The organism is Autumnicola patrickiae (assembly GCF_031846525.1).
Lineage (GTDB): Bacteria > Bacteroidota > Bacteroidia > Flavobacteriales > Flavobacteriaceae > Autumnicola > Autumnicola patrickiae.
In genome coordinates this window covers 16222-40767 of sequence record NZ_JAVRHM010000027.1, presented here as the reverse complement: position 1 = coordinate 40767, position 24546 = coordinate 16222, and the positions used below count along the sequence as shown (strand labels likewise).

Below are 24546 nucleotides of genomic sequence, written 5' to 3'. Positions count from 1 at the left end.
TTGCAATAAATAAAAAAAGCCTCAGCTAAAAAACTGAGGCTTTTTTTGGCAATTATCGATATTTTATTGACCGCTAGTATTTTCTGTTTCTGTTGAGATTCCCAGTTCCTGTAATACTAAATTTGTAATGTCATATTGTTCTGCAGCAAAAGCAAGGCTGTTTCCACCTGCATTGATAATGTGGGTATAACCTTCTGCCTGAATAACCCTTTGCATGGCGGCATCTATTTTTTGATAAAGCGGCTCGGTAAGTTCATTTCTTTTCATCTGTAGCATAACCGAAGCTTTTTGTCTGAAGCCTTTAATCTCATTTTCAAGCCCAATAATTTCAGTTTCTTTCTCCTTACGCTGTTCGTCAGTTAAAGCAGCATTATTTTCCTGATAATCGGCCATCAGAGTTTCGTAATTACTGATGCTTTCCTGAAGATTCCCCTGTAATTCCTCATTGTAACCTTCCAAACCAGTATTTACTTCTGCAATTTCCGGCATTTTTGAGAGGATGAATTCAGGATCAATAGTCCCAGTCTTTGTTTGTGCATTTGTCATTACACTCATGAATAAAAGTGTAATAAGTAGACCAAAATGTTTCATTTTATTATAAGTTTTCGGCAAATATAAGAGGCACAAACAATTAAACGAACAGAAATACAAAAATAGTTTCTTTAATTTCTTCCGAAGAAAATTTAATAGGTTTAGAAAAACCTGAAAGTACTATTAAAAAGGAGTGCTCTAAAATGCCAATTATCGGCATTATATATTCTATTTCATTGAGGCGCCATAAATTCCGGCTATACAAATACTTTAGTTTTACAGTGAATCGTTTGGATTCTCTGTCTGGATTAATTTGCAGTCATAAATTTCATGCATGGCTTAACTTGCAGAACCTAATCTTATTGTTATTTTTGCCCATATTTAAGGGTGGAAATTTGTGGCACGTATTTGGTGAATAAATTGAAAGCCTAAAAAGGATGAATTTGAATAAGATTTTAAGCCGGCTTGTCTTTGTATTAGTTCTATTTCCGTTATCGGGATGTGATTATTTTAGTGCGGCAGAAGAACGGACAATTATTGTTAGGGTTAACGATTCTTACCTTTTTGAAGAGGACATCCAGGCGCTTATAGATGAAAATACATCTCCGGAAGATAGTGCTTTAATAGTTTCGAATTATATTAATCGCTGGGCCACACAACAATTGCTTATAGACAGGGCGCTTCTTAATCTTCCGCAGAAACAGCAGGATGAGTTTGACGACCTGGTAGAGAACTACAGGAATGAGATCTATACCAATGCCTATACTGAAGCTATAGTCTCCAAGAAGCTGGATACTTCATTTAACGAAGAGGAAATTGAAGCGTATTATGAGCAGAATAAAGAGAATTTTAAGCTTAATGAGGATTTGGTAAAACTCAGGTATATTAACCTGGATAAAAATAATACCAATCTGGATAAAATTAAAACAGGGATAATTCGTTTTAATGATGAGGATAAAACAGATTTAGAAAGCCTTGCCCTTCAGTTTAAGAATTATTCGATGAATGATTCTATCTGGGTAAGGACCAAAGCAGTTTACGACAAAATAGGGCCACTCTCTGTAGAGGACCGTTCACAATTATTAAAAAAATCGAATTATCTGCAGGTTGAAGATTCCCTAAGCGTATATTTGATTTATGTAAATGATGTACTTACCCGTAACGAGCAGGCTCCTCTGGAATACGCCTCGGCTACGATAGAACAAATACTGCTAAATAAAAGAAAGCAGGATTTAGTAAAAGAATTGGAAAAGGATATTACAAAAGATGCAATTAAAAACAATGAATTTGAAATTTTTAACTAGAATAACTACAGGTATATTGCTTATGCTTTTTGTAGTAGAAGTACAAGCTCAGGAGGTTATCGTTACAGATAGCACAGCCATACAGCCTAAAGAAGAGATTGCTGAAAGCATTACCAGAAATACCAATGAACGCCGAAGGGTTGAGGGTATTGCAGCTGTTGTTGGAGATTATATTATTCTTGATAGTGATATCGATTTGATGTACAAACAAATGCAGAGCCAGAATATGTCTACGGCCAACGTGACAGAATGTAACCTGGCCGGGTCTTTAATGGAGAACAAGCTTTATGCTCATCATGCTGTACAGGATAGTATTGTGGTGTTGGATGCCGATGTTAGAAGTTATATCGATCAACAAATTGCAGAAATGAGCAGGCAGCTTGGATCTGTAGAAAAAGTTGTTGAATATTATAATAAAGAATCTGAAGCTGAACTGCGTACCGAACTTTTCGAAATTAATAAGGAAAGACAACTTTCCTCCAGAATGCAGCAAAAAATTGTGGAGAGCGTAGAGGTTACTCCGGAAGAGGTAAGGGCTTACTTTGAAGAAATGCAGGAAGATGAGCTTCCTATTTTTAGTGATGAGGTGGAAATTGCTCAAATTGTGGTGCGTCCTGAAATTCCTGAAAGTGAAAAACAGAAAGTAATTGACCGCCTAAACGAATTTAGGGCTGATGTTGTGGATAATGATGCAAGTTTTAGAACCAAGGCTATTTTATATTCTGATGATACCAATACCGGTGGAACTATTCTTTCTTTAGGAAGGAAAGACAACTTTGTAAAAGAATTTAAAGATGTTGCTTTTAGTCTTCAGGAAAGAGAAGTAAGTGAACCTTTCCAAACGGAATTTGGTTTTCATATTATTGAAATAGATAAAATTCGTGGACAGCAGGTAGACCTTAGACATATTCTGTTAATTCCCGGTGTTACCAATGCAACCGTAGAAAAAGCAAAGTCGAAAATAGATACTATTAGAAAGCGTATTAGTGAAGGTAAACTGGAGTTTGCTGAAGCTGCAAAGGAATTTTCTGATGAAGAAGAAACCCGGAATGATGGCGGGAAACTAAGGAATCCTCAAACAGGAGACACCAAGTTTGAACTTACTAAACTGGATCCTAAAATATATAATCAGGTTGTAAATCTTGAAGAAGGAGAAATGTCTTTAAGAATAAGCGATAGTGACGATACAGGAAAACCTTTTTTTAAACTTCTAAAGGTTGTAAAGCGTATTCCTGAGCACGAGGCAAATTATGCTACAGATTACCTGAAGATTAAAGATCTGGCGCTGCAGGCAAAACAACTGGAAGCTATAGAAGAATGGCAAACAGAAAAAATTACCGATACCTATATTAAAGTAAATAGTAAATTTAGGGACTGCGAATACAGTAGTAACTGGTTAAAGAAATAATAGGTAATGTCTGACGTTGCACTTGTGGAAAAGCTGGTCGTAAAGAACCGGCAGTTAAAAAATGAGATCGCCAAGGTGATCGTCGGTCAGGATAAAGTGATACATCAAATTTTGCTCTCCATATTTTCCGGAGGGCATTCTTTGCTAATAGGAGTACCTGGTCTCGCAAAGACTTTAATGGTAAATACTATTGCCCAGGCATTAGGATTACATTTTAAAAGAATCCAGTTTACACCAGATTTAATGCCAAGTGATATTTTGGGTTCAGAAATTCTGGATGAAAACCGACAGTTTAAATTTATTAAAGGCCCTGTTTTTTCCAATATCATTCTTGCAGATGAAATTAACCGGACTCCGCCCAAGACCCAGGCTGCACTGCTCGAGGCGATGCAGGAACGTGCTGTGACTGTTGCGGGGCATCAATACAAACTGGATCTTCCTTACTTTGTATTGGCTACACAAAACCCTATTGAGCAGGAGGGAACTTATCCTTTGCCCGAGGCACAATTAGACAGGTTTATGTTTGCTATTAATCTTGAATACCCTTCATTCCAGGAGGAAGTAGATGTGGTAAAAAGTACGACTACAGATAAAAAGCCAGAGGTTCAGGCGCTTTTTACGGCAAAGGAAATTTCCGAAATCCAGCAGGTCATCAGGAGGATACCGGTTGCAGACAATGTTATAGAATACGCGGTAGGTTTGGTGGGAAAAACGCGTCCGCTTGGACAAACCGCACCTGCACTGGTAAAGGATTATGTAGACTGGGGTGCAGGACCAAGAGCTTCTCAAAACCTAATTCTTGCAGCAAAGGCAAATGCAGCCGTTAACGGCAAATTTTCTCCGGATATTGAAGATGTACAAGCAGTTGCTATTGGAATCCTTCGGCATAGGATCATCAAAAATTATAAAGCCGAGGCTGAAGGTATTTCTGAAGAGAAGATCATTAAAGATTTATTCTGAAGCTCCTCAAGGTTAAATCTACATATAGTTTTAAAGTAGAAATTTACAGAAGGTTCTGCTGGTAAGGATATGAATTTTTAAATTCTTTCAGAAATAGTTCTATTTCCTAATCACAGATTCTTTTGCGAATAATCTGGAGCATATTTACGAGCTACAATTTACCAAAAACATAAGTTTCCTGGTTCAGATTAAGGAATTCTCAATTTAAGGATGTAATTTTTGTATTAACAGGATTATTATACGCGAATAACAAGAAGAGGTGTATTATTTCTATTAATTTCTGAATATTGCCTATAACTTTCAAAATCCGTCTTAAATTCGTAAATTTGCAGGACTTTTTTAGAACAAAAAACTTTTTAGAACATGGCATACGATATTGATATGATCAAAAAGGTGTATAGCCAAATGGCAGATCGTGTAAATAAAGCACGTGAAGTTGTTGGAAAGCCTTTGACACTTTCAGAAAAAATTCTTTATTCTCACCTGTGGGACGGCGAACCTTCTAAGGCTTACCAAAGAGGTAAAGATTATGTGGAGTTTGCTCCGGACAGGATTGCCTGCCAGGATGCCACTGCACAAATGGCTTTATTACAATTTATGCAAGCTGGTAAAAAGCAGGTGGCGGTGCCAACAACGGTACATTGTGATCATCTTATCCAGGCTAAAATGGGAGCTGCAATTGACCTTCAGAGTGCAAATAAATCAAGCAGTGAAGTTTTTGATTTTCTGGAATCAGTATCGAACAAATACGGAATTGGATTCTGGAAACCAGGTGCAGGTATTATCCACCAGGTTGTTCTGGAAAACTACGCATTCCCTGGTGGAATGATGATTGGTACAGATTCTCACACTGTGAATGCAGGTGGATTGGGAATGGTTGCCATTGGTGTTGGTGGAGCAGATGCTGTAGATGTTATGGCCGGTATGGCATGGGAACTTAAGTTTCCTAAACTAATTGGAGTGAAGCTTACCGGAAAACTTTCCGGTTGGACTGCTGCTAAGGACGTTATTTTAAAGGTTGCCGGGATTCTTACTGTAAAAGGTGGAACCGGAGCAATTATTGAATATTTTGGCGAAGGTGCAAAAAGCATGTCATGTACCGGTAAAGGTACAATCTGTAATATGGGGGCTGAAGTTGGTGCAACCACATCAACTTTTGGTTACGACGATTCTATGGAGCGTTACCTTAAAGCTACAAACCGTACAGATGTTGCCGAGGCTGCAAATGCAGTGCGTGAACATTTAACGGGAGATGATGAGGTTTATGCTAATCCTGAACAATATTTTGATGAAGTAATCGAGATTAACCTTTCAGAATTAAGGCCTCACCTTAACGGACCTTTTACACCAGATCTTGCAACGCCAATTTCAGAAATGGCAGTAAAAGCAAAAAAAGAAGACTGGCCTATTAATGTGGATTGGGGATTGATTGGTTCCTGTACCAACTCATCTTACGAAGATTTAACCCGTGCTGCTTCTATTGCAAAACAAGCGGTAGATAAGAAAGTAAAACCGAAATCAGATTTTGGTATTAATCCTGGATCAGAACAAATAAGGTTTACTGCAGAAAGGGACGGACTGCTTCAGATATTTGAAGATCTTGATGCTACTATCTTTACAAATGCCTGTGGGCCTTGTATAGGGCAGTGGGATAGAAGTGACCGTAAAGGAGAAGAAAAGAATACCATTGTTCACTCCTTTAACAGGAACTTCTCAAAACGTGCAGATGGTAACCCAAACACGCATGCTTTTGTAGGTTCACCTGAAATGGTTGCTGCAATAGCAATTTCCGGACGACTGGATTTTGATCCTACCCGGGATAAATTGATTAATGAGGATGGAGAGGAAGTAATGCTGGATGAACCTCAGGGAATTGAATTGCCAACAAAAGGCTTTGCTGTGGAAGATGCAGGATATGTTGCTCCAAAAGAAGATGGAAGTTCGGTAGAAGTAAAAGTAGCTGAAGATAGCGAACGCCTTCAATTGCTTACTCCTTTCGAGCCATGGGATGGTGAAAATCTTACTGGGGTAAAGCTTCTTATTAAAGCGTTTGGTAAATGTACTACAGACCATATTTCTATGGCGGGACCATGGTTGCGCTACAGAGGTCACCTGGACAACATTTCCAATAACTGTTTAATTGGAGCTATTAATGCTTACAATAAGAAAACAAATTTCGTTAAAAATCAACTAAGCGGAGAGTATGACGGAGTTCCTGCGGTACAAAGAGAGTACAAAAAAGCAGGTGTTCCTACCATAGTTGTTGGAGACCATAACTACGGGGAAGGTTCTTCCAGAGAGCACGCAGCTATGGAACCACGTCACCTTGGAGTAAAGGTGGTACTGGTAAAATCTTTTGCTCGTATCCACGAAACAAACCTTAAGAAACAGGGAATGTTAGGGATCACTTTCGCCAATGAAGCAGATTACGATCTTATTCAGGAAGATGATACTTTCAACTTTATTGATCTTAAGGATTTTGCTCCCGACAGGCAATTAACTATTGAAGTAGTACATGCCGATGGTAGTAAAGATACTATAAAGGCAAATCATACGTACAATGAGCCACAAATTGAGTGGTATAGAAAAGGTTCTGCCTTAAATCTTATAAAAGAACAAAACGCAGCTTAATGTTTGTTTTGTTCCCATTTACAGAACTCCCGAAAGTAATTCTTTCGGGAGTTTTTTTATAAAAAGAGCCCGGCGTTTTGCCGGGCTCTTTAATCGGTTATTTCACTCCCCAGTTAAAATAACCAATCTATCACATTTGTGCTATTAAATAATTTTCTATTTTTCCTTTTTGCCTAAGTAGCAGATCTATAAAATCCTTGTTTTTTGTATTTTTATAAAGACAATCATAGTAAAGACTTACATTAGATAATTCACAATCCTCGCAGTTCCCCCAGGTAGCTTTTCGTAAGGCTGCCGTTAGTAAGTATTCCGTTTTGATAAAAGGAGCGAGGGCAAATACGAAGTGTCTATTGTGTTCTTTAATCTTTTCCAGATAATCCTTTAACTCAATTTTTATGTTTTCCCTTATTTTTACGCGCTCTTGTAATAAAACCTTTACTTCCACATATTCTTCACTAGTACCATCCCCGATTATAGCATAATACATATTGAGCAAACTCAAATTGGAATTCATTAACCTTAAAATGTTTCGACATAGTGTGATATGGTTCATTTATTAAGCTTTCTTCATGTTTAGGATTTTTTATAAAATTATGGAAAGACCTGTCTTACTGGAATTAGCTTTTATACTTTAACACGTGTTTAACCCATTTCCGGAAATTAAACCATTAGATTATCATTATTAATTATAAAGATTTACTGTTTTTAATTAATGCACGATCTTTGTTAAAACTGAATTTCCCTATAAAATTAGGGCCGAGAACCACACCATATGAAAGGAAGACAGGAGATAGGTAAAAGAATTAAGGAACTGAGGAGAGAACACAAGTTTTCACAAAAATTTGTTGCCGAAAGGCTTTTCATTTCCCAGGCAGCCTATTCGCTTATCGAAAGTTCACAAAACGGGATTGTCGCAGAACACATTGTTAACCTTAGTAAATTGTATGATGTAACTACAGATTACTTATTGAAGGGGGACAAATTTGTAATAAAAATGTCAATATCAAATGGATTTGTACCATATATAGGCGTTTCAGCACATGCGGGTTTTATAGAAAACTATAATAGCGAAGCACCTTTGGACAACTATGACTGGTACCGCATACCTGGTTTTAATCCTACACAAAATCAAAAACTTTTTGAAGTGGAGGGAAACAGTATGGCCCCAACAATACTTTCCGGTGATGTCGTGATTTGTCAGACTCAAAGAAAACTGGAGAACGTACTGGACGGCTCTCTGGTATTAATTATTACCAAAGAATCTATTTTAGTAAAGCGCATTCGACTAAATGAAGATCCTGGTTCCCTGATTTTGGAGAACGATAATGTTGAAGATGATAATGAAAGAGAACAAATTGAAATAAAGAAGCAGGATATCCGGGAGTTAATGATGGTAAGGGGTAAAATAAGTGGTGTCCTGGTGCCTCACCATGAGATAGCTTCCAAGGGAAAAATAAAAGCTTTGGAAGACGCGCTGGAAATGCTCAAGAAAGAGGTCTATAAACTCAATAAGAAAATAGCGGCAATTTCCCACTAGTATCTTTCGTTCTTTACGAACTTAAATTTTACCAACTGTGGCAAAGGATTACCGTTTATAAATTCTATTACAATTTCATTGAAGAATTAGTGGCTGTTTTGTTTCTTTACAAAAAGAACTAATTTTGCGTCCGTGCTAATTTACCGACTATTTTTTCGGGTGATTTCTAATTAAGAAACAATGAAACTATTCAAGAACCAGTGGCTCAATATTATTCTGATTGTGATTATTCTGGCTCTTCTCATTCCGCAAATCAGAAAACCACTACAGATTTTCGCAAACAAAGCTTTTGCCTTTAGCCCTTCAGTGACAGACGAGGAAGACAGGGAGCAAATTGCCAGTTACGACTGGGTTCTGGAAAAGAATAATAAAGAACGTGTAGATTTTTCAGAATATAAAGACGAAGTAATTATTGTAAATTATTGGGCGACCTGGTGTCCCCCCTGTATTGCAGAAATGCCAAGTTTTCAGCAGCTTTACGATGATTATGGAGATAAAGTAGCTTTCTTTTTTATTTCGGGTGAAGATCATGAAACCACCACCAATTTTTTAAAGCGGAAGCGCTATTCATTTCCCTCCTATAGAATGCTAACTACAGATCCGAAGCCACTAGATGGCTTTACGCTTCCCACTACTTATTTAATAGACAAAGAAGGAAATATAATAATTAAAAAAGTGGGTGCCGCAGATTGGAATAGCGCCAGTATGAGAAATACGCTGGATGAGCTTCTTAAATCCTGATATTCTTATATCTTTCTGAAGAAGGATGCTATAAATTCCATTCCGAAAAGGGAAAACATAATTTTCATCTCTTCTGAAAGTGACGTTTCTTCATCAAGATATTTAAAAATATTCTCCATGGAATTTTTAGCATAGAGCTTGCTGAAAATGCTATCGCCTTTTTCATTATGTCTTGCCAGGACATCTAAAAATATGGCATCATATCGCCGGAATTTTTTATTGATAAGATCTTTCCCTGGTGGTAAGCCTCTTTTAATATTATCTACAATTTTATCTACTTTCTTCTCTGTACTTTTAAAAGAATAACCCGTGCTTGGCTTAACCCAACCTCCACCGGTACCAATTTTAGTAATTTCTTTCCTGTTGATTTCTTCAAAAGGAAAATCTGTCATTGGAATAAAACCAGATTCAACAGATATTATCTTATAATCTTTAATTTCAATTACTTCGGAAAGATATTGTTTCAGCATTTCATCATAAACATGATCTTCTGCTATAAAAGGGGTGAAAAAGGTAAACTCAACAAGAGCTTTCTTTTTGGTTTCTGGTAAAATATAGGTAAAGCTGGTAGAATTATTGTGCCTGAGCCTGTAATCCATCATGGTAAAGGAAGAGGGGTCAAATTGGCAATTTTCGGTCTCTATATACCAACCCTTGAACTGCTGGTAAATTTTAGTATATTTCTCATCCTTGTCGTATGATGAAGGTATCCTGCTGTCAAAAAAGTGTGTTGCAGAATAATTATCTTTTTCACCTATAGCCTGCATGGTGACAGGATCTATTCTGGAAATTTCGTCTTCAATAAAAATAATGTCAGAAATAGTACTTAGCTCTTTTTTAATAAAATTATAAAAATCCAGGGATTTTATCCTTTTATATTTATAGGGGCTAAGATCCAGCTTTAAATCTTGTTCCGCAGAAAGAAAGTTTGTAGAAGTCCAGGTTTTGCTAACGATTTTATCCCACTGGCCCTGACCTTTTTCCCAGAAGCACCAGGTTTTGTCGTTTTCATTTTTTTCAGAAGGGTCAATAATGGCAATTTTCTTGCCCTTAAAAAAAACTTCTTTGCTTAACTTATGAGCGAGTTGTAATCCGGCGAGTCCGCCTCCAACAATAACATAAAAATAAGTTATGCCCATAGAGAATTTCAATATTCAAGTTTACTTTTTGAAATATTTAAATGGAACAAAGAGCATTCCAAAACACTCCCCATGGTCTTTGCCCAAATGTTTATGATGCATTTTGTGAGCCCTTCTTACACCTTTAGCGTACCAATGATTAGCATTTCTGAAAATCTTGAAGCGCTGGTGAATAAAAATATCATGTACAGTAAAATAGGTAATACCGTAAGCGAGAATCCCAAGACCTAAAGGCAATCCAGCCCAAAAATCATTATACTGCCAGAGCAAAAAGAAGGTGATACTAACCGCTGCATAAAAAACAAAAAATAAATCGTTGCGTTCCCACCAGCTACTATGGTCTTTATGATGATGGTCCTTATGAAGTTTCCATAAAACCCCATGCATAATATATTTGTGGGTAAACCAGGCCATACCTTCCATGGCCAAAAATGTACCTAGAAAAATGCCTATCCAAAGTAAAGTATCCATAGTATTAAATAAGGTTGAATCTATAAGAAATATATGATTTTGCCAAAAGTCCGGCTTTTTGATAATCTGGAACACGTATTCGCTGGTTTTTTATTTCCAGTGAGGGTACTTGTTTAAGTTTATGTAACAATTTTCTATAATAAACATAAGCAGTATAAACACCAAATTTTGCTTCTACAGGAAGTTTTGAAATTCCGTAAAGGCCTTTTCTAAAATCATCCTCAATTTCTTCAATAATTTTTGACTTATTGACCTCGTCCAGTTCCGACAGATTTACATCTGGAAAATAACTTCTGCTAAGATCTTCATAATCTGCCTTCAGATCCCGTAAAAAATTTACTTTCTGAAAAGCCGATCCCAGGCTCATCGCCGACTCCCTGAGGGCTTTATACTGCTCCTGATCGCCTTTTACAAAAACTTTTAAGCACATTAAACCTACCACATCTGCGCTGCCGTAAATATACTCTTTGTATTCCTCTATAGTAAGATATTCAGATTTAAATAAATCCTGGCGCATGCTTTTCATAAAAGAGCGGTATAAAGGCTCCTCTATGTTATATTTATGCACAGTTTCCTGAAAAGAATTTAAGATTGGGTTTAAACTAATCTTTGCTTCAATTGCTTTGTAAAGATCCTTCTCAAAATCATTAAAAAGCTCTTCTTTGTTGTAATCGTGAAAGGTATCTACAATTTCATCTGCAAAGCGAACAAACCCATAAATATTGTAAATATCCTGACGGATACTTGGGGCAAGCATTTTTGTAGCTGTAGAAAATGATGTGCTGTAGGAGTTTGTTACAGTTTTGCTACAGGCGTGGGAAACGACATCAAAAATGGATTTCATAGCATTAAATTTTGGAATTTTCAATAAGCTCTGCTGCTAATTTTCCGGAAATTAATGAAGGTGGAACCCCTGGCCCCGGAACGGTTAGCTGACCTGTAAAATACAGGTGATGAACTTTTTTGCTTTTTAATTTTGGTCTCAGAAAAGCAGTCTGAAAAAGAGTATTTGCCAGTCCGTATGCATTTCCTTTATAAGAATTATACTCGCTTTTAAAATCGTTAATACAAAAGGACTCTCTAAAAATAATATTATTTTTCACTTTCTGCTTTGTTAATCCTTCAAAACGTTTCATGATTTTTTGGAAAAATTCTTCTCTTAACTCCGGGGTATCTTCTATTCCCGGAGCCAGTGGAATTAAAAATATACCAGCTTCTTTGCCTTCCGGAGCAGCACTGGTGTCGGTAACTGAAGGGAAACTTGCATAAAACAGTGGATTGTTCGGCCACCGCGGATTATCATAAATAGCATCGGCATGTTTTTTAAAATCTGTGTCAAAAAACAAAGTGTGATGCGCTACATTCTCTATTTTTTTATCAAAACCTACGTAAAAGAGCAGGGAAGAGGGAGCGAAAGTTTTCTTCTCCCAATATTTTTCCGGATACTGTCTTTTATATTCAGGTAGCAGGGTTTCGGTATGGTGGTAATCTGCACCACTAAGAATAATATCAGATCCTATTTCTTTACCATTTATAGTAATGCTTGTTGCCGTGTCTCCGGTGAGGTTAATCTTTTCAACAGGAGCGTTAGTGTGGATTTGTACACCAAGGGACATAGCAAGTGTTCTGATGCCTTTTATCACCTCATACATTCCTCCTTTGGGGTGCCATGTTCCAAGTGCAAAGTCTGCATAATTCATAAAACTGTAAAAAGCAGGAGTATTACTGGCCTTGGCCCCTAGAAAAAGAACAGGAAACTCCAGTATCTGTACGAGCTTTATGTTGTTAAATTCTTTTTGAACTTCCCGGGAGATCGTGCTGAAAAATTGTCCGAGTTTTTTTGCGGTTTCAATCGAGACGAGTTCCAGTGGAGAAACCCCCGGCCGGTAGACCATATCCTTAATGGCAATGTTGTAGTTTTCTTCAGCCTGGCCAATAAACTTCTTTAGCTTTTTTGAACTTCCTGGCTCTTCAGCTTCAAAAGCCTTATAAATTTTATCTAAAGTATCCCCTATGGTAATTTTTTCACCATCTTCAAAATAAACCTGATATGCGGGATTTAGTTTTTCGAGTTGGTAGTAATCTTCAGGAGTTTTATCAAAGTCTGCAAAGAATCGCTCAAAAACATCTGGCATCCAGTACCAGGTAGGACCAATATCAAATGTGAACCCTTCTCTTTTTAACTGCCTGGCCCTTCCTCCAACTTCAGAATTTTTCTCATAAATATGAACCTCATTACCTTCTTTTGCGAGATAACAGGAAGCTGCAAGGGATGCAAATCCAGATCCTATAATAGATATTTTTTTTTTCATATATAAATTAAAGGGTTCTGATGAAATCCTGAATGCACGAAAAGAATTTTATATTAGGAGGGAAAGTCTTTTTTTGTTCTTCGAATTGTTTTAGGCGATTTCCAAAGAGATAAAGTTCCCGGTGTTTTTCTGAGCTGATTTTTTCCTGAAACTCTGTAGTAAATTCCTGAAGATCCTGAGGAGCTACTGTAAAATAACTCATAAAGGTAATGTTATCATTCTTTTCGAGGAGGTATTTTATATCGTCAAGAGGAAGATTTGAACCTAAGAAAATGCTGGTTTTTTTATTTAACAATAACTGATAATTTAAATAAAGAAGCCCGATATCGTGAATTTCGTTTTCCGGAAGAAAAAGAACAAACAGTCGGTCAGTATCTGGTGTAACTTCTTGCTTTAGAGCAGCAATGTTTAAATAGATTTTTTCTCTTATAAGTTCAACAATGTAATGCTCGTGTATAGGTTTAATAGTATCTGTTTGCCAAAGAGTTCCTATTTCACCTAAGAGTGGAACAAAAACCTGCTGGAATATTTCTTCAAAGGATTTATCTTCCTGAAGGCTGGCATACGTCCTGTTAAAAAGCCCTTCGTCAAAATCTATCATGGCCATTTTAAATGCGTTAATCGCCCGGTTCTCTACACTGGAAGATGCTGCAATTCGCTTAACCATTTTTCCGATTTCTTCTTCGGAAAGTTTTGAAATCCTGGAGATTTTATAACCGTGCTCATTAAGAAAAGCTATGTTCAAGATCTTTTGAAGATTGGAGCTGTCATAGGTGCGAATATTGGTAGAAGTACGATTTGGAGAGAGAATATTGTAACGTTTTTCCCAGATCCTAATCGTGTGGGCCTTAATTCCGCTAAGGTGTTCCAGATCCTTAATGCTGAAATTTTGTTTTACGAGTTCCATATATTGTTTAACAAGTTAGGTAAAACTACATAATTTGTAGCTTCTGATAAACTTTTTGAAAGTTAAATGTTTAATAAAAACTAAAATAGATTAAACAATTTTTGATTGCAATATTTCTGAAGTAAAAACTTAAGGATTTTTGCAGTGGAGAAACCGATAATTGGCATTTCTGAGGCATCATTATATAGCACCTGGAAAGTTCAAGCCTCACAGATCGATAATTGTTATTTTTGAAGTATCATCTTAACTCGACTCTTCTTATTCCTTGGATTAGTAGAAAAAGTTTGCTCTTCCACAGTATTAGAATATGCAGATTTTAATAAACTATAATTATATAAGGAAATTAGACCTATGCACGAATCACACCGCAGCGAATATGGCATTTATAGACCTATTTAATAACTAAAATTTAATTTTCGGAATCTCAGGCTTGAGATGAATTTCATTCTGGATCGAAAATGGACAATTTTGAGGTATTATATAACAGAACCTGTAAATTTCAATCCTCACAGATCGATAATTGTAATTTTTGAAGTATCATCTTATAGGACATCAATTCAGTATAGGAGAATAAAGAACAGAAATAAAAAATTACTTTATAGAGCAGGAGAAAAAAAGGTTGTTAGAAAATAAGAAGAGGAGCAATAACAAGCCTTTGCAGCTTGCAGAAGTACCCGGAGCGGGACTTGAACCCGCACGCCCAAAGGACACATGGCCCTCAACCATGCCTGTCTACCAATTCCAGCACCCGGGTGTAATTGAAATTTCAATTTAAGGCTGTTAAAGTAGTTTAGAAAAATACTAAACTAAAGTGATCTGGCTGGGGCTCCCTTCGATTCGGCTTCACTGCGTTTCGCCTCACTCAGGATAAACTTCTCGCCCAACAACATGATCAGAACTTAATAAAGTGATCTGGCTGGGGCTCCCTTCGATTCGGCTTCACTGCGTTTCGCCTCACTCAGGATAAACTTCTCGCCCAACAATATGATCAGAACTTAAAAAAGTGATCTGGCTGGGGCTCGAACCCAGGACCCTCTCCTTAAAAGGGAGATGCTCTACCAACTGAGCTACCAGATCTAATTCTAAATATTTAAATGAACATAATTCGTGATCTGGCTGGGGCTTCCCTCGATTCAGCTCAACTGCGTTTTCGCTTCACTCAGGATAAACTTCTCGCCCAACAAAATCAGAACTTAAAAAAAGTGATCTGGCTGGGGCTCGAACCCAGGACCCTCTCCTTAAAAGGGAGATGCTCTACCAACTGAGCTACCAGATCAAAAAAAGCATTCGGCTTTTCCAGAATGCGGGTGCAAATATAATAGCATTATTTTACTTTTCAAGATTAAAATGACATAAATTTGCAAATGTTTTCAATTAACCTAGAAATTAGCGAAATAGCATATGAAGATTTTTTTAAATGGCTATATGGGGGCGGGTAAATCCCTTTTAGGACGTCAACTTTCGGCAGTATTAAATTATAATTACGTCGACCTGGATGAGCAGATAGAACTTATTGAGCAGACAGATATTCAGAGTATATTTAAGAAGAGAGGAGAGCTTTATTTCCGGAACCTGGAAAATAAAGTGTTGAGGGATATATTGGAGAAAGAGGAAGATATGGTGGTATCTCTTGGGGGTGGAACTCCTTGCTACGGTGATAATATGAAATGGATAAAAGAGGTATCTGGTTCAAAAACTGTTTATTTAAAAGCTACAGTACAAACTCTGACAGATCGCTTATTTCTCGAAAAGGTACATCGCCCTGTAATAAGCCACCTTCAAACAAAACCGGAATTAGAGGAATTCCTGAGGAAACATTTATTTGAAAGAGCATACTACTACAACCAATCTGAGATTATTGTTGATGTAGATAATCGTGATCCGGAGCAGATAGTTAATGATATTGTGGAAAAACTATAGAAGCTCCACCCGATCATTTTCCTTTTCAAACCTTAATTTCACCATCTCATTAAGTGAGGTGGAAAGGGAAATTCCTTTAAAATCTGCTTTTACAGGGTATTTTTTATGGTTTCTGTCCACAAGAACCGCTGTGTTAAACTGCTTTAGAGGAACGCTTAGGAAATGCCGGACACCATATATTAAAGTTGTTCCCGAATTCAGTACATCGTCTACCAGGACTATAGATTTGTCTTTATATTCTTCAGGTGAGAGGGATGTTGTAATTTTTGAGAGCGGGTTCTTTTTGTCAATTTTCACTTCACAAAGAACAGGCTGGATGGAGGAGATTATTTCAAGCTCTGCTTTTAAGCGCTTTGCAAGCTCAAATCCATTTTTGGCAATTCCCGCCAGGATAATTTCTTTTTCATCAATATTATTTTCCAGGATTTGATATGCAATTCTTTTTATCTTGTGTTTTATTTCTGCTTTATTTAAAATAAGAACCTTGTCTTTCATCACTTCTGTTTTTTTCTAAATATAAAGAATAACTCGTTCCCCTGTCTCGGAGGAATTGAATTATAGCACTTTTCCAGCACTTCTACTTCAAAATATGGACTAAAATACTGTAAATATTCCTCTTTACTTCCACCGAAGGGAGGACCATCTTCTGTTAAATTAAAATTGAAGAATACCCCTGAAATTTTACCATTTTCGGTTAAAAGATGAGAAGCTTTTTCAGCATAATCTTTTCTACGGTTCACAGGCAGCGCACAAAAGAACGTTTGTTCCAGTATTAAATCAAATTTATCCTGTAGTTCAAAAAAATCGGATTTAAGTAATTGATGTGAGGGAAATTCGGGTAATCTTTTCTTCAAATTATCAAGAGGTGCTTCCGCAATATCTGCCACAAAAACACTTTTAAAACCTTGACGATATAAGTATTCTGCTTCATAGGAATTTCCTGCTCCGGGAATTAAAATCTTTAGTTCCTTATCTGTGATTTGATCTATATATTCTTTTAAAGGGGAAGAAATTTCACCAATGTCCCAACCAGTGTTATTTGAAGCGTATCTTTCACTCCAATATTCTTCATTAAGATTCCGGCTCATCTTTTTTCTCTTCAGATTTTTTCTCTTCAGGTGCAGTTTCAAACCAGTCGTCAATATCCCTACGGTCTTTTTTTGTAGGTCGCCCGGTTCCTTTTTTGCGATAATAATCCTGTGAATATTTCAGCAGGTCTTTTTTCTCAAATTCTTCTTTAGGAGTAATGTCGTGAAGGTATAAATTTACAAGTTTTGCACCTACCCGGCTGGGAGGGAGATCCAGTACTTCAACTTCATAATTCACCTGGTTTTTTCTCACCTGGATTTTATCTGTGGGAAAAACTTCTTTTGAAGGCTTTACGTTTGCACCATTCATTTTAACTTTTCCCTGCTTACATGCGTTGGTAGCCATGCTTCTGGTTTTAAAATACCGTACGCACCACAAATATTTATCAACTCTCATAAATCGGCTTTAAATGTCATCTTTTTCCTTAAGCAAAAATACAAGATTATTGTATCTTGCGCCCTAAAATTATAGACGATGCGATTGAAGAAATTTTTTCTTATTTGTGCCACCTTTAGTATTGCTTTTTCATCCTGTAATAAGGATGATGATGATGCGCCCACTTTTGAAGAAAGGGACCGGGGAGAACAGGCGTTAGAAGATGATGAAAGATTAGTGGAGTACCTCTCTACTCATTTCTATAATTATGAAGATTTTGAAAATCCTTCTGAAGATTTTGATTACAGGATAGAATTTGACACTATTGCCGGAGAAAATGCAGATAAAACGTCTCTTTTTGATTCTGAAGAATTAATTACAAAGTCAGTAACGCAGGATGATGTAGAGTATAATCTTTATATCCTGAAAGTTAGGGAAGGGGAAGGCGATCGTCCAACAACTTCAGATTCTACTTATGTAGGTTATACCGGCCAGTTAATGAACGATCAAGTCTTTAATGACAATATGGTTTCGCCGGTTTGGTTTGATTTACCCGGGTACATTACTTTGGATTCCAATGGAAGACCTGCACGTGCAGGAGGTGTGCTTCCGGGATTTTCAGAAAGTCTTGTAGAGTTTAAATCTGCTTCGGGATATGATGTTAATCCAGATAATACGATTTCATGGACGAACGACTATGGGATAGGAGCTATTTTCTCCCCTTCCGGGCTGGCTTATTTTGCCTCTCCACCTTCTGGTGCGGGAATACCTGGCTATGCTCCATTGATTTTTAAAGTCAATTTATATCGAACTGTAGAAGCAGATCACGACAGGGATGGGATACCTTCATGGATGGAAGATTTAGATGAAGATGGGGATGTATACAATGATAATACAGATGGGGATAATTTCCCTAACCACTCCGATGCAGATGATGATGGTGATGGAACTCCTACACGTGATGAAATCCTTATTAGGGAAGATGGTACTATAGAATTGACAGATACGAACAACGACGGAACTCCGGATTATCTGGATCCGGATTTCTTTAAATAATCTTATTGGTTATAACTGAAAAAGAGCCCGCTTTGGGCTCTTTTTTATTTTTGATTTTGATATTTCAATTTTTTTAAAACGAATAAGAAGCACTTAAAATCCATTGTGAAGCACGGGAATCGATGGTAAAATCATTTTCTGATGCCATTTCTGCAAAAGCATTATTTTCCTGGAAAGCACCCTCGTAGCGCAAATCTATACCCAGACGACCCAATTCTAATCCGGCTCCTAATTGGTAGCCTACACTAATTTCATTTTCAACATCCCCAATTTGCAGACTTGTATTTTCCAGTTCATTTTTTAAAATATACTGAAATGAAGGGCCGGCTTTTATATTTAAAGGCCCAAGCACATTTATTCCCGCAAGTACCGGAAGATCTAATTTGTTAATTTTATAATCAAAATTACTATATTCTGAATTTATGCTGGTATACAGAAGTTCCGGCTGGATAAAAATTCCCACTATTTCAAATTTGGAAAAAATCCCAACGTGAAATCCTCTTTGATTTTCACCATCCTCAGAAAGGTTAGTTGAAACTTCATCTGCTACATCTATGGGGCCATGGTATTCCCCGGTAGCTCCATAGTTTAAACCACCTTTAATACCAAAGGAAGCTTCTTGTGCTATCATTGCTGATCCGCAAAGAAGGAGCGGAAGCGCAAGTAAGATGAGTTTTTTCATAAATAATATTTTTTAGGTTGTACTAAGATAACGAAGAAGGTTACTATTTTATTTCTAAAGCAAAAAAAAGCCTTTCAATTTTTTGAAAGGCTTTTTGTGACTGTATTTAAAAAAGGGTTTTATTTCCTTTTGATAACTTTCTCTGTCGCTTTAATTATTGCTTCAGCATTTAGACCATACTTGTCCATTAGTTGCTCTGGTGTTCCACTTTCTCCAAATGTATCCTGTGTAGCCACAAATTCCTGAGGAGCCGGGAAATTTTCAGATAACGTTCTTGCAACACTTTCTCCTAATCCACCAAGGAAGTTGTGTTCTTCAGCAGTAACCACACATCCTGTTTTCTTAACAGATTTAAGTATAGCTTCAGCATCCAAAGGCTTAATGGTGTGAATATTTATTACTTCAGCACTAATTCCTTTTTCAGAAAGTTTTTCAGCAGCCTGTATAGCTTCCCATACCAGATGTCCTGTAGCAATAATAGTTACGTCGTCCCCTTCATAAAGATTAACCGCTTTTCCTATCTCAAATTTTTGATCTTCAGGTGTGAAATTTGCCACTTTTGGACGTCCGAATCTTAAATATACCGGTCCATCATGCTCAGCTATTGCAATTGTAGCTGCTTTGGTTTGATTATAATCGCAGGTGCAGATTACTGTCATACCAGGTAACATCTTCATGAGGCCAATGTCTTCCAGTATCTGGTGAGTTGCCCCATCTTCCCCAAGAGTAACTCCTGAGTGTGAAGCACAAATTTTCACATTTTTATTAGAATACGCCACACTTTGACGAATCTGGTCGTAAACCCGACCTGTAGCAAAGTTTGCAAAAGTACCGGCAAAAGGTATTTTACCTCCAATGGTAAGTCCTGCAGACATTCCAATCATATTAGCCTCAGCAATTCCAACCTGAAAGAAACGCTCCGGATTTTCATCTATAAAATCCTGCATTTTTAAAGAACCTATTAAATCGGCACAAAGTGCAACTACGTTAGGGTTGGTGCGTCCAAGTTCTGTTAGTCCGTCACCAAAGCCTGAACGTGTATCTTTTTTTCCTGTATCTGTATATTTTTTCATTTTTAGCTTTTTGTCATTTCCTTAAAAGGAAATCTTTGGTTTAGTAATCACCCATGGTTTCAGGGTTTTGAGAAAGCGCTTTTTCCAGTTGCTCATCATTAGGAGCTTTTCCGTGCCACGCGTGGGTATGCATCATAAAGTCTACGCCATGTCCCATTACGGTGGTCATAAGAATACAAACCGGCTTTCCTTTTCCAGTTCGTGTTTTCGCTTCTTTCAAGCCTTCTATAACCTGCTTAAGATCATTTCCATTTTCAATCTCCATTACATCCCATCCAAAAGCTTCAAATTTAGCTTTTAGATTTCCCATAGGTAAAACTGTTTCAGTACTACCGTCTATCTGCTGGCCGTTTAAATCTACGGTAGAGATAATATTATCTACTTTATTTCCTGCAGCATACATAATAGCTTCCCAGTTTTGTCCTTCCTGCAATTCACCATCTCCATGAAGGGTATAAACCAGATGCTTATCTCCATTTAATTTTTTGGCCTGGGCAGCACCAAGTGCTACAGACATTCCCTGTCCCAGAGATCCGGAAGCAATACGTATTCCCGGCAAACCTTCGTGTGTTGTAGGGTGTCCTTGTAATCTGGAGTCAATAAGTCTGAAAGTATCCAGTTCTTTAACCGGAAAATACCCGCTTCTCGCAAGAACACTGTAAAATACAGGGGAAATATGGCCGTTGGAAAGAAAGAAGAGATCTTCATCTTTACCATCCATATCAAAATCTGTATTGTGCTCCATTATTTCCTGATAAAGCGCCGTAAAAAATTCAGTACAGCCTAAAGATCCTCCGGGGTGTCCCGAATTTACCTTATGAACCTGTCTTAAAATATCCCTGCGCACCTGTGTAGCAAAATCTTCTAATTTTTTAAAGTCTGACATTATGGTTGTTGTTGTTATGATATTGATACAAAAATAGGTTTTTAAATACCTTTTTCAAAGTAAAATTGAAGTAGTTACACTATTAAGTGTTAAAATCACACCTAAATTATGAATTGTTTCAATTCTTTCTTTCCAACAAATGTTGAGTATCTTTGCACCACTTAAATTTGTATATGGATTTTGAATTATTAGCTGTCGATCCAGGCAGTAATGCCAGAGCTGGTACTGTTACAACAGATCACGGCAAAATTGAAACACCTATTTTTATGCCCGTTGGTACTGTTGCTTCTGTTAAAGGAGTGCACCAGAGGGAATTAAAAGAAGATATTAATCCTGACATTATTCTTGGAAATACCTACCATCTCTATTTAAGACCTCAGACGGAAGTGCTTAGAAAAGCAGGAGGTTTGCATAAGTTTATGAATTGGGACAGGAATATTCTTACGGATAGTGGAGGATACCAGGTTTATTCTCTATCTGCACGTAGAAAAATAAAAGAGGACGGTGTAAAATTCAAATCCCATATAGATGGTTCTTACCATACCTTTACGCCAGAAAATGTAATGGAAATTCAGCGCGTTATAGGCGCAGACATTATTATGGCTTTTGATGAATGTACCCCGTATCCCTGTGATTATAAATATGCCAAACGTTCTATGCATATGACGCATCGCTGGCTGGACAGGTGTATGTCACATTTTGAAAAAACTCCGCCACTGTATGGTTATAATCAAACGCTCTTTCCGATAGTTCAGGGAAGTACCTATAAAGATCTGCGAAAGCAATCTGCAGAGTATATAGCATCTGTAGGAGCTGAAGGTAATGCCATTGGAGGACTTTCTGTAGGTGAACCTGCGGAAGAGATGTATGCAATGACAGAAGTGGTGACAGATATCCTTCCGAAGGAAAAGCCGAGATATTTAATGGGTGTGGGTACTCCTATAAATATTCTTGAAAATATTGCTTTGGGCGTTGATATGTTTGATTGCGTAATGCCTACCCGAAACGCCAGGAACGGAATGCTTTTCACAGCACACGGAACCATTAATATTAAGAATAAGAAATGGCAGGAAGATTTTTCTCCTATTGATGATGCTGCCATGACTTATGTTGATACCGAATATTCAAAAGCTTATTTACGCCATTTGTTTACTGTAAACGAAATGCTTGGCAAGCAAATTGCTACCATTCATAACCTGGGCTTCTATATGTGGTTGGTACGGGAAGCCAGGAAACATATAATTGCCGGAGATTTTGCCTCTTGGAAAAATCAAATGGTAAAGCAAATGGATAAACGTTTATAAGTTGAAAATATTAGACTGGTACATATTAAAAAGATATCTGGGCACATTTGTTTTGATGCTCTTGCTTTTTATCCCGATAGGAATCACGGTAAACCTGGCAGAAAAGATTGATAAAATTCTTGAAAACGAGGTGCCGTTTATTGAGGTAGCTAAATATTACCTGGATTTTACTATTTATTTTGCCAATCTTCTTTTTCCGCTTTTTCTGTTTTTATCTGTGATTTGGTTTACTTCCAAACTTGCCAATAATACCGAAATTATAGCCTTTTTAAGTAGTGGGGTATCCTTCTCCAGGTTTTTGCGTCCTTACCTTATTGGAGCTTCCATAGTTTGTGTGGGTGCTTTAGTATTGGGTATGTACCTCGCGCCACAGGCGAGCAAGGGATTTAACGAATTTAAATACCAGTACCTGAAGAAGCATGAGCAAACGCAGGAAACAAGAGATGTTTACCGCCAGATAAATAATGAAGAGTATATCTATGCCAGTAACTTTCAGCCAAAAACCAAGACAGCAAGAAATTTCACGCTGGAGCATTTTAATGGCAACAAATTGGAATTCAAAATTAGTGCTTCCTATCTTGAATTTAATGAAGAAGATACTACCTACAGCCTTACTAACTTTGACAAAAGGATTATAGGGGAAAATGGGGATGAGATTATCCATGAGAGAAAAGTTGATACCATCCTGCCCTTTGAGTTTGGAGAACTTACACCCGAATCCTATATCGCAGAAACTTTAAATTATACTGAATTAAACGATTTTATTGAAACTGAGCGTCGTCGTGGTGCAGGGAATATAAACAGGTACCTTGTAGTTGCTTATAAGCGCTGGAGCCTGCCGGTATCAGCATTTATTCTTACTATTATAGCCGTGGCAGTATCTTCCAAAAAGAGGAGGGGAGGAATGGGCGTTAACCTTGCAGTAGGAATTACACTGGCATTTGTTTTTATATTTTTCGATAAAGTTTTTGGTACAATGGCAGAGCAATCTGCATTCTCACCACTACTTGCGGTCTGGTTTCCTAATATCACTTTTGGTATTCTGGCAATCTATCTACTGTTTACCTCCAAGAGATAAGCTCTTATTCAGGCGCTTAAAATTTAAACGGAAACTATAGAAATCTTCCTTTTAAAGTTTGTTATATTTGTGGGCTAATTAAAAAACACCATAATTCTTATGGAATATTTAGATTTTGAATTACCCATTAAAGAGTTAGAAGAACAGTACTCGAAAGCCTGTACTATAGGCGAGGAAAGTGATGTAGATGTAACTGCTACCTGTAAGCAGATAGAGAAAAAACTTAAAGAGACCAGAAAGGATATCTATAAGAATTTAACGGCATGGCAACGTGTTCAGCTTTCAAGGCATCCCAGCCGGCCATATACTTTAGATTATATTAAAGCAATTTGTGGTGATACTTTTCTTGAGCTACATGGCGATCGTAGCGTTAAAGATGACAAGGCTATGATTGGTGGTCTTGGAAAAATTGATGACCAGAGTTATATGTTCATCGGTCAGCAAAAAGGATTTAATACTAAAACAAGACAATACCGAAACTTTGGAATGGCAAATCCCGAAGGATACCGTAAGGCACTTCGTCTTATGAAATCTGCGGAAAAGTTTGGTCTTCCTGTAGTATGTCTGGTAGATACTCCGGGGGCATATCCCGGGCTTGAAGCCGAAGAAAGAGGACAGGGAGAGGCAATCGCAAGAAATATCCTGGAGATGACGCGCTTAAAAGTGCCGATAATTGTGGTGATAATTGGAGAAGGAGCAAGCGGTGGTGCTTTAGGTATAGGAGTTGGAGATAAGGTAATGATGTTGGAAAACACATGGTATTCTGTAATCTCTCCGGAATCCTGTTCGTCTATTCTCTGGAGGAGTTGGGAATACAAAGAAGTTGCGGCAGAAGCATTAAAGCTTACTGCTAAAGACATGAAGAAACAGAAGCTTATTGATGAAATAGTGAAAGAACCAATTGGTGGCGCACATAGTAACCGGGAGGAAATTTTTGCAACTGTAAAAAAATCCATTTCAGATGCTTATGATGAGTATAAAAACTTATCACCAACAGATTTGGTTGAAAAAAGAATGGATAAATATTTAGCAATGGGAGTTTTCAAAGGCTAAAACATTCTATACCGCATCACGAATTTAATCCGGAGCTAAAGTTTCGGATTTTTTTGTCCTTTTCAACAAAATAAATAAGTTTTCAACAG

24 protein-coding genes and 3 tRNA genes are annotated in these 24546 nt (G+C 37.3%); 11 read left to right on the top strand and 16 right to left on the bottom strand.

The genetic code is table 11. The annotated features are described in order from the left end of the window. Window positions 1-63: 63 nt before the first annotated feature. Entirely contained in the window at window positions 64-591 is a 528-nt protein-coding gene (locus RM549_RS17330) for an OmpH/Skp family outer membrane protein (protein ID WP_311687118.1), read from the bottom strand. Between the two features lie 383 nt (window positions 592-974). Between RM549_RS17330 and RM549_RS17325 the strand changes: the two genes are divergently transcribed. The 4 genes from RM549_RS17325 to RM549_RS17310 all read left to right on the top strand — a co-directional run bounded on the left by RM549_RS17325 (window position 975) and on the right by RM549_RS17310 (window position 6834). Further along, a complete protein-coding gene (locus RM549_RS17325) occupies window positions 975-1835 on the top strand; it encodes a peptidyl-prolyl cis-trans isomerase (protein WP_311687116.1) in 861 nt (286 codons plus the stop codon). Further along, window positions 1813-3243: a peptidylprolyl isomerase gene (locus tag RM549_RS17320; RefSeq protein WP_311687114.1), complete on the top strand. Its 1431-nt coding sequence runs from the start codon at window positions 1813-1815 to the stop codon at window positions 3241-3243. The genes RM549_RS17325 and RM549_RS17320 overlap by 23 nt, the downstream gene beginning before the upstream one ends. A gap of 6 nt (window positions 3244-3249) precedes the next feature. After that, a complete protein-coding gene (locus RM549_RS17315) occupies window positions 3250-4203 on the top strand; it encodes an AAA family ATPase (RefSeq protein ID WP_311687112.1) in 954 nt (317 codons plus the stop codon). A 363-nt stretch (window positions 4204-4566) separates the two neighbouring features. Then, entirely contained in the window at window positions 4567-6834 is a 2268-nt protein-coding gene (locus RM549_RS17310; protein WP_311687110.1) for an aconitate hydratase, read from the top strand. A 130-nt stretch (window positions 6835-6964) separates the two neighbouring features. On the opposite strand, the gene RM549_RS17305 is transcribed toward RM549_RS17310, so the two are convergent. Continuing rightward, window positions 6965-7348, bottom strand: coding sequence for a hypothetical protein (locus RM549_RS17305; protein WP_311687109.1), 384 nt, complete (start codon window positions 7346-7348; stop codon window positions 6965-6967). Window positions 7349-7606: 258 nt separating this feature from the next. Between RM549_RS17305 and RM549_RS17300 the strand changes: the two genes are divergently transcribed. Together RM549_RS17300 and RM549_RS17295 are read left to right on the top strand one after the other, a co-directional pair. Continuing rightward, a complete protein-coding gene (locus tag RM549_RS17300) occupies window positions 7607-8371 on the top strand; it encodes an XRE family transcriptional regulator (RefSeq protein ID WP_311687107.1) in 765 nt (254 codons plus the stop codon). Between the two features lie 180 nt (window positions 8372-8551). Then, window positions 8552-9112, top strand: coding sequence for a TlpA family protein disulfide reductase (locus RM549_RS17295; protein WP_311687105.1), 561 nt, complete (start codon window positions 8552-8554; stop codon window positions 9110-9112). Between the two features lie 5 nt (window positions 9113-9117). Here the strand turns inward: RM549_RS17295 and RM549_RS17290 are convergent, their stop codons facing one another. From RM549_RS17290 to RM549_RS17255, 8 genes are all read right to left on the bottom strand, one after another. Further along, window positions 9118-10251 (bottom strand): lycopene cyclase family protein, encoded by a 1134-nt coding sequence (locus RM549_RS17290; RefSeq protein WP_311687103.1) that lies wholly within the window; start codon window positions 10249-10251, stop codon window positions 9118-9120. 21 nt (window positions 10252-10272) lie between these two features. Beyond that, a complete protein-coding gene (locus RM549_RS17285) occupies window positions 10273-10722 on the bottom strand; it encodes a sterol desaturase family protein (protein ID WP_311687100.1) in 450 nt (149 codons plus the stop codon). 4 nt (window positions 10723-10726) lie between these two features. Further along, on the bottom strand, window positions 10727-11566 hold the full coding sequence (locus RM549_RS17280) for a phytoene/squalene synthase family protein (RefSeq protein ID WP_311687098.1): 840 nt from the start codon (window positions 11564-11566) through the stop codon (window positions 10727-10729). Between the two features lie 4 nt (window positions 11567-11570). Beyond that, window positions 11571-13034 (bottom strand): phytoene desaturase family protein, encoded by a 1464-nt coding sequence (locus RM549_RS17275; RefSeq protein ID WP_311687097.1) that lies wholly within the window; start codon window positions 13032-13034, stop codon window positions 11571-11573. Window positions 13035-13041: 7 nt separating this feature from the next. Then, on the bottom strand, window positions 13042-13941 hold the full coding sequence (locus RM549_RS17270) for a MerR family transcriptional regulator (protein WP_311687095.1): 900 nt from the start codon (window positions 13939-13941) through the stop codon (window positions 13042-13044). A 671-nt stretch (window positions 13942-14612) separates the two neighbouring features. Continuing rightward, window positions 14613-14695 (bottom strand) — tRNA-Leu (locus RM549_RS17265). A 250-nt stretch (window positions 14696-14945) separates the two neighbouring features. Further along, window positions 14946-15018, bottom strand: a tRNA-Lys gene (locus tag RM549_RS17260). Between the two features lie 126 nt (window positions 15019-15144). Next, window positions 15145-15217 (bottom strand) — tRNA-Lys (locus tag RM549_RS17255). Window positions 15218-15342: 125 nt separating this feature from the next. Between RM549_RS17255 and RM549_RS17250 the strand changes: the two genes are divergently transcribed. Continuing rightward, window positions 15343-15861: a shikimate kinase gene (locus tag RM549_RS17250; protein ID WP_311687093.1), complete on the top strand. Its 519-nt coding sequence runs from the start codon at window positions 15343-15345 to the stop codon at window positions 15859-15861. On the opposite strand, the gene RM549_RS17245 is transcribed toward RM549_RS17250, so the two are convergent. Genes RM549_RS17245 through RM549_RS17235 form a run of 3 tightly spaced genes read right to left on the bottom strand, consistent with a single transcriptional unit; the run spans window position 15856 to window position 17346 of the window. Continuing rightward, the gene (locus tag RM549_RS17245; RefSeq protein ID WP_311687091.1) at window positions 15856-16356 is read right to left on the bottom strand and encodes a phosphoribosyltransferase family protein; all 501 of its coding nucleotides are present in this window, start codon (window positions 16354-16356) and stop codon (window positions 15856-15858) included. The genes RM549_RS17250 and RM549_RS17245 overlap by 6 nt on opposite strands. After that, window positions 16356-16949 carry a methyltransferase domain-containing protein gene (locus RM549_RS17240; protein WP_311687089.1) on the bottom strand — a complete coding sequence of 198 codons (594 nt, stop codon included), beginning with the start codon at window positions 16947-16949 and terminating at the stop codon, window positions 16356-16358. The genes RM549_RS17245 and RM549_RS17240 overlap by 1 nt, the downstream gene beginning before the upstream one ends. Continuing rightward, the gene (locus tag RM549_RS17235; RefSeq protein ID WP_311687087.1) at window positions 16933-17346 is read right to left on the bottom strand and encodes an RNA-binding S4 domain-containing protein; all 414 of its coding nucleotides are present in this window, start codon (window positions 17344-17346) and stop codon (window positions 16933-16935) included. Before RM549_RS17235 ends, RM549_RS17240 begins: the two co-directional genes overlap by 17 nt. A gap of 78 nt (window positions 17347-17424) precedes the next feature. Here RM549_RS17235 and RM549_RS17230 point away from each other — a divergent pair, with 78 nt between their 5' ends. Beyond that, window positions 17425-18381 carry an FKBP-type peptidyl-prolyl cis-trans isomerase gene (locus tag RM549_RS17230; RefSeq protein WP_311687084.1) on the top strand — a complete coding sequence of 319 codons (957 nt, stop codon included), beginning with the start codon at window positions 17425-17427 and terminating at the stop codon, window positions 18379-18381. Between the two features lie 73 nt (window positions 18382-18454). Here the strand turns inward: RM549_RS17230 and RM549_RS17225 are convergent, their stop codons facing one another. From RM549_RS17225 to RM549_RS17215, 3 genes are all read right to left on the bottom strand, one after another. Continuing rightward, complete coding sequence (locus RM549_RS17225; RefSeq protein WP_311687082.1) at window positions 18455-19063, bottom strand: outer membrane beta-barrel protein; 609 nt, start codon at window positions 19061-19063, stop codon at window positions 18455-18457. A gap of 119 nt (window positions 19064-19182) precedes the next feature. Next, window positions 19183-20136 (bottom strand): transketolase family protein, encoded by a 954-nt coding sequence (locus tag RM549_RS17220; protein WP_311687080.1) that lies wholly within the window; start codon window positions 20134-20136, stop codon window positions 19183-19185. A gap of 40 nt (window positions 20137-20176) precedes the next feature. Then, a complete protein-coding gene (locus tag RM549_RS17215) occupies window positions 20177-21022 on the bottom strand; it encodes a transketolase (protein ID WP_311687078.1) in 846 nt (281 codons plus the stop codon). Window positions 21023-21195: 173 nt separating this feature from the next. On the opposite strand from RM549_RS17215, the gene tgt reads away from it, so the two are divergent. From tgt to RM549_RS17200, 3 genes are all read left to right on the top strand, one after another. Continuing rightward, window positions 21196-22326, top strand: a complete 1131-nt coding sequence (gene tgt / locus RM549_RS17210) for a tRNA guanosine(34) transglycosylase Tgt (RefSeq protein ID WP_311687076.1) — start codon at window positions 21196-21198, stop codon at window positions 22324-22326. Window position 22327: 1 nt separating this feature from the next. Next, window positions 22328-23404: an LptF/LptG family permease gene (locus RM549_RS17205; RefSeq protein ID WP_311687074.1), complete on the top strand. Its 1077-nt coding sequence runs from the start codon at window positions 22328-22330 to the stop codon at window positions 23402-23404. A gap of 99 nt (window positions 23405-23503) precedes the next feature. Next, complete coding sequence (locus RM549_RS17200) at window positions 23504-24457, top strand: acetyl-CoA carboxylase carboxyltransferase subunit alpha (protein ID WP_311687072.1); 954 nt, start codon at window positions 23504-23506, stop codon at window positions 24455-24457. The last annotated feature ends 89 nt before the right edge of the window (window positions 24458-24546 follow it).

Excerpts from the sequence above, each read along its gene's own strand:
- RM549_RS17330 (WP_311687118.1), bottom strand. The coding sequence starts at position 591 with ATGAAACATTTTGGTCTACTTATTACACTTTTATTCATGAGTGTAATG.
- RM549_RS17320 (WP_311687114.1), top strand. The coding sequence starts at position 1,813 with ATGAATTTGAAATTTTTAACTAGAATAACTACAGGTATATTGCTTATG.
- RM549_RS17315 (WP_311687112.1), top strand. The coding sequence starts at position 3,250 with ATGTCTGACGTTGCACTTGTGGAAAAGCTGGTCGTAAAGAACCGGCAG.
- RM549_RS17310 (WP_311687110.1), top strand. The coding sequence starts at position 4,567 with ATGGCATACGATATTGATATGATCAAAAAGGTGTATAGCCAAATGGCA.
- RM549_RS17305 (WP_311687109.1), bottom strand. The coding sequence starts at position 7,348 with ATGAATTCCAATTTGAGTTTGCTCAATATGTATTATGCTATAATCGGG.
- RM549_RS17300 (WP_311687107.1), top strand. The coding sequence starts at position 7,607 with ATGAAAGGAAGACAGGAGATAGGTAAAAGAATTAAGGAACTGAGGAGA.
- RM549_RS17295 (WP_311687105.1), top strand. The coding sequence starts at position 8,552 with ATGAAACTATTCAAGAACCAGTGGCTCAATATTATTCTGATTGTGATT.
- RM549_RS17290 (WP_311687103.1), bottom strand. The coding sequence starts at position 10,251 with ATGGGCATAACTTATTTTTATGTTATTGTTGGAGGCGGACTCGCCGGA.
- RM549_RS17285 (WP_311687100.1), bottom strand. The coding sequence starts at position 10,722 with ATGGATACTTTACTTTGGATAGGCATTTTTCTAGGTACATTTTTGGCC.
- RM549_RS17280 (WP_311687098.1), bottom strand. The coding sequence starts at position 11,566 with ATGAAATCCATTTTTGATGTCGTTTCCCACGCCTGTAGCAAAACTGTA.
- RM549_RS17275 (WP_311687097.1), bottom strand. The coding sequence starts at position 13,034 with ATGAAAAAAAAAATATCTATTATAGGATCTGGATTTGCATCCCTTGCA.
- RM549_RS17270 (WP_311687095.1), bottom strand. The coding sequence starts at position 13,941 with ATGGAACTCGTAAAACAAAATTTCAGCATTAAGGATCTGGAACACCTT.
- RM549_RS17250 (WP_311687093.1), top strand. The coding sequence starts at position 15,343 with ATGAAGATTTTTTTAAATGGCTATATGGGGGCGGGTAAATCCCTTTTA.
- RM549_RS17245 (WP_311687091.1), bottom strand. The coding sequence starts at position 16,356 with ATGAAAGACAAGGTTCTTATTTTAAATAAAGCAGAAATAAAACACAAG.
- RM549_RS17240 (WP_311687089.1), bottom strand. The coding sequence starts at position 16,949 with ATGAGCCGGAATCTTAATGAAGAATATTGGAGTGAAAGATACGCTTCA.
- RM549_RS17235 (WP_311687087.1), bottom strand. The coding sequence starts at position 17,346 with ATGAGAGTTGATAAATATTTGTGGTGCGTACGGTATTTTAAAACCAGA.
- RM549_RS17230 (WP_311687084.1), top strand. The coding sequence starts at position 17,425 with ATGCGATTGAAGAAATTTTTTCTTATTTGTGCCACCTTTAGTATTGCT.
- RM549_RS17225 (WP_311687082.1), bottom strand. The coding sequence starts at position 19,063 with ATGAAAAAACTCATCTTACTTGCGCTTCCGCTCCTTCTTTGCGGATCA.
- RM549_RS17220 (WP_311687080.1), bottom strand. The coding sequence starts at position 20,136 with ATGAAAAAATATACAGATACAGGAAAAAAAGATACACGTTCAGGCTTT.
- RM549_RS17215 (WP_311687078.1), bottom strand. The coding sequence starts at position 21,022 with ATGTCAGACTTTAAAAAATTAGAAGATTTTGCTACACAGGTGCGCAGG.
- tgt (WP_311687076.1), top strand. The coding sequence starts at position 21,196 with ATGGATTTTGAATTATTAGCTGTCGATCCAGGCAGTAATGCCAGAGCT.
- RM549_RS17200 (WP_311687072.1), top strand. The coding sequence starts at position 23,504 with ATGGAATATTTAGATTTTGAATTACCCATTAAAGAGTTAGAAGAACAG.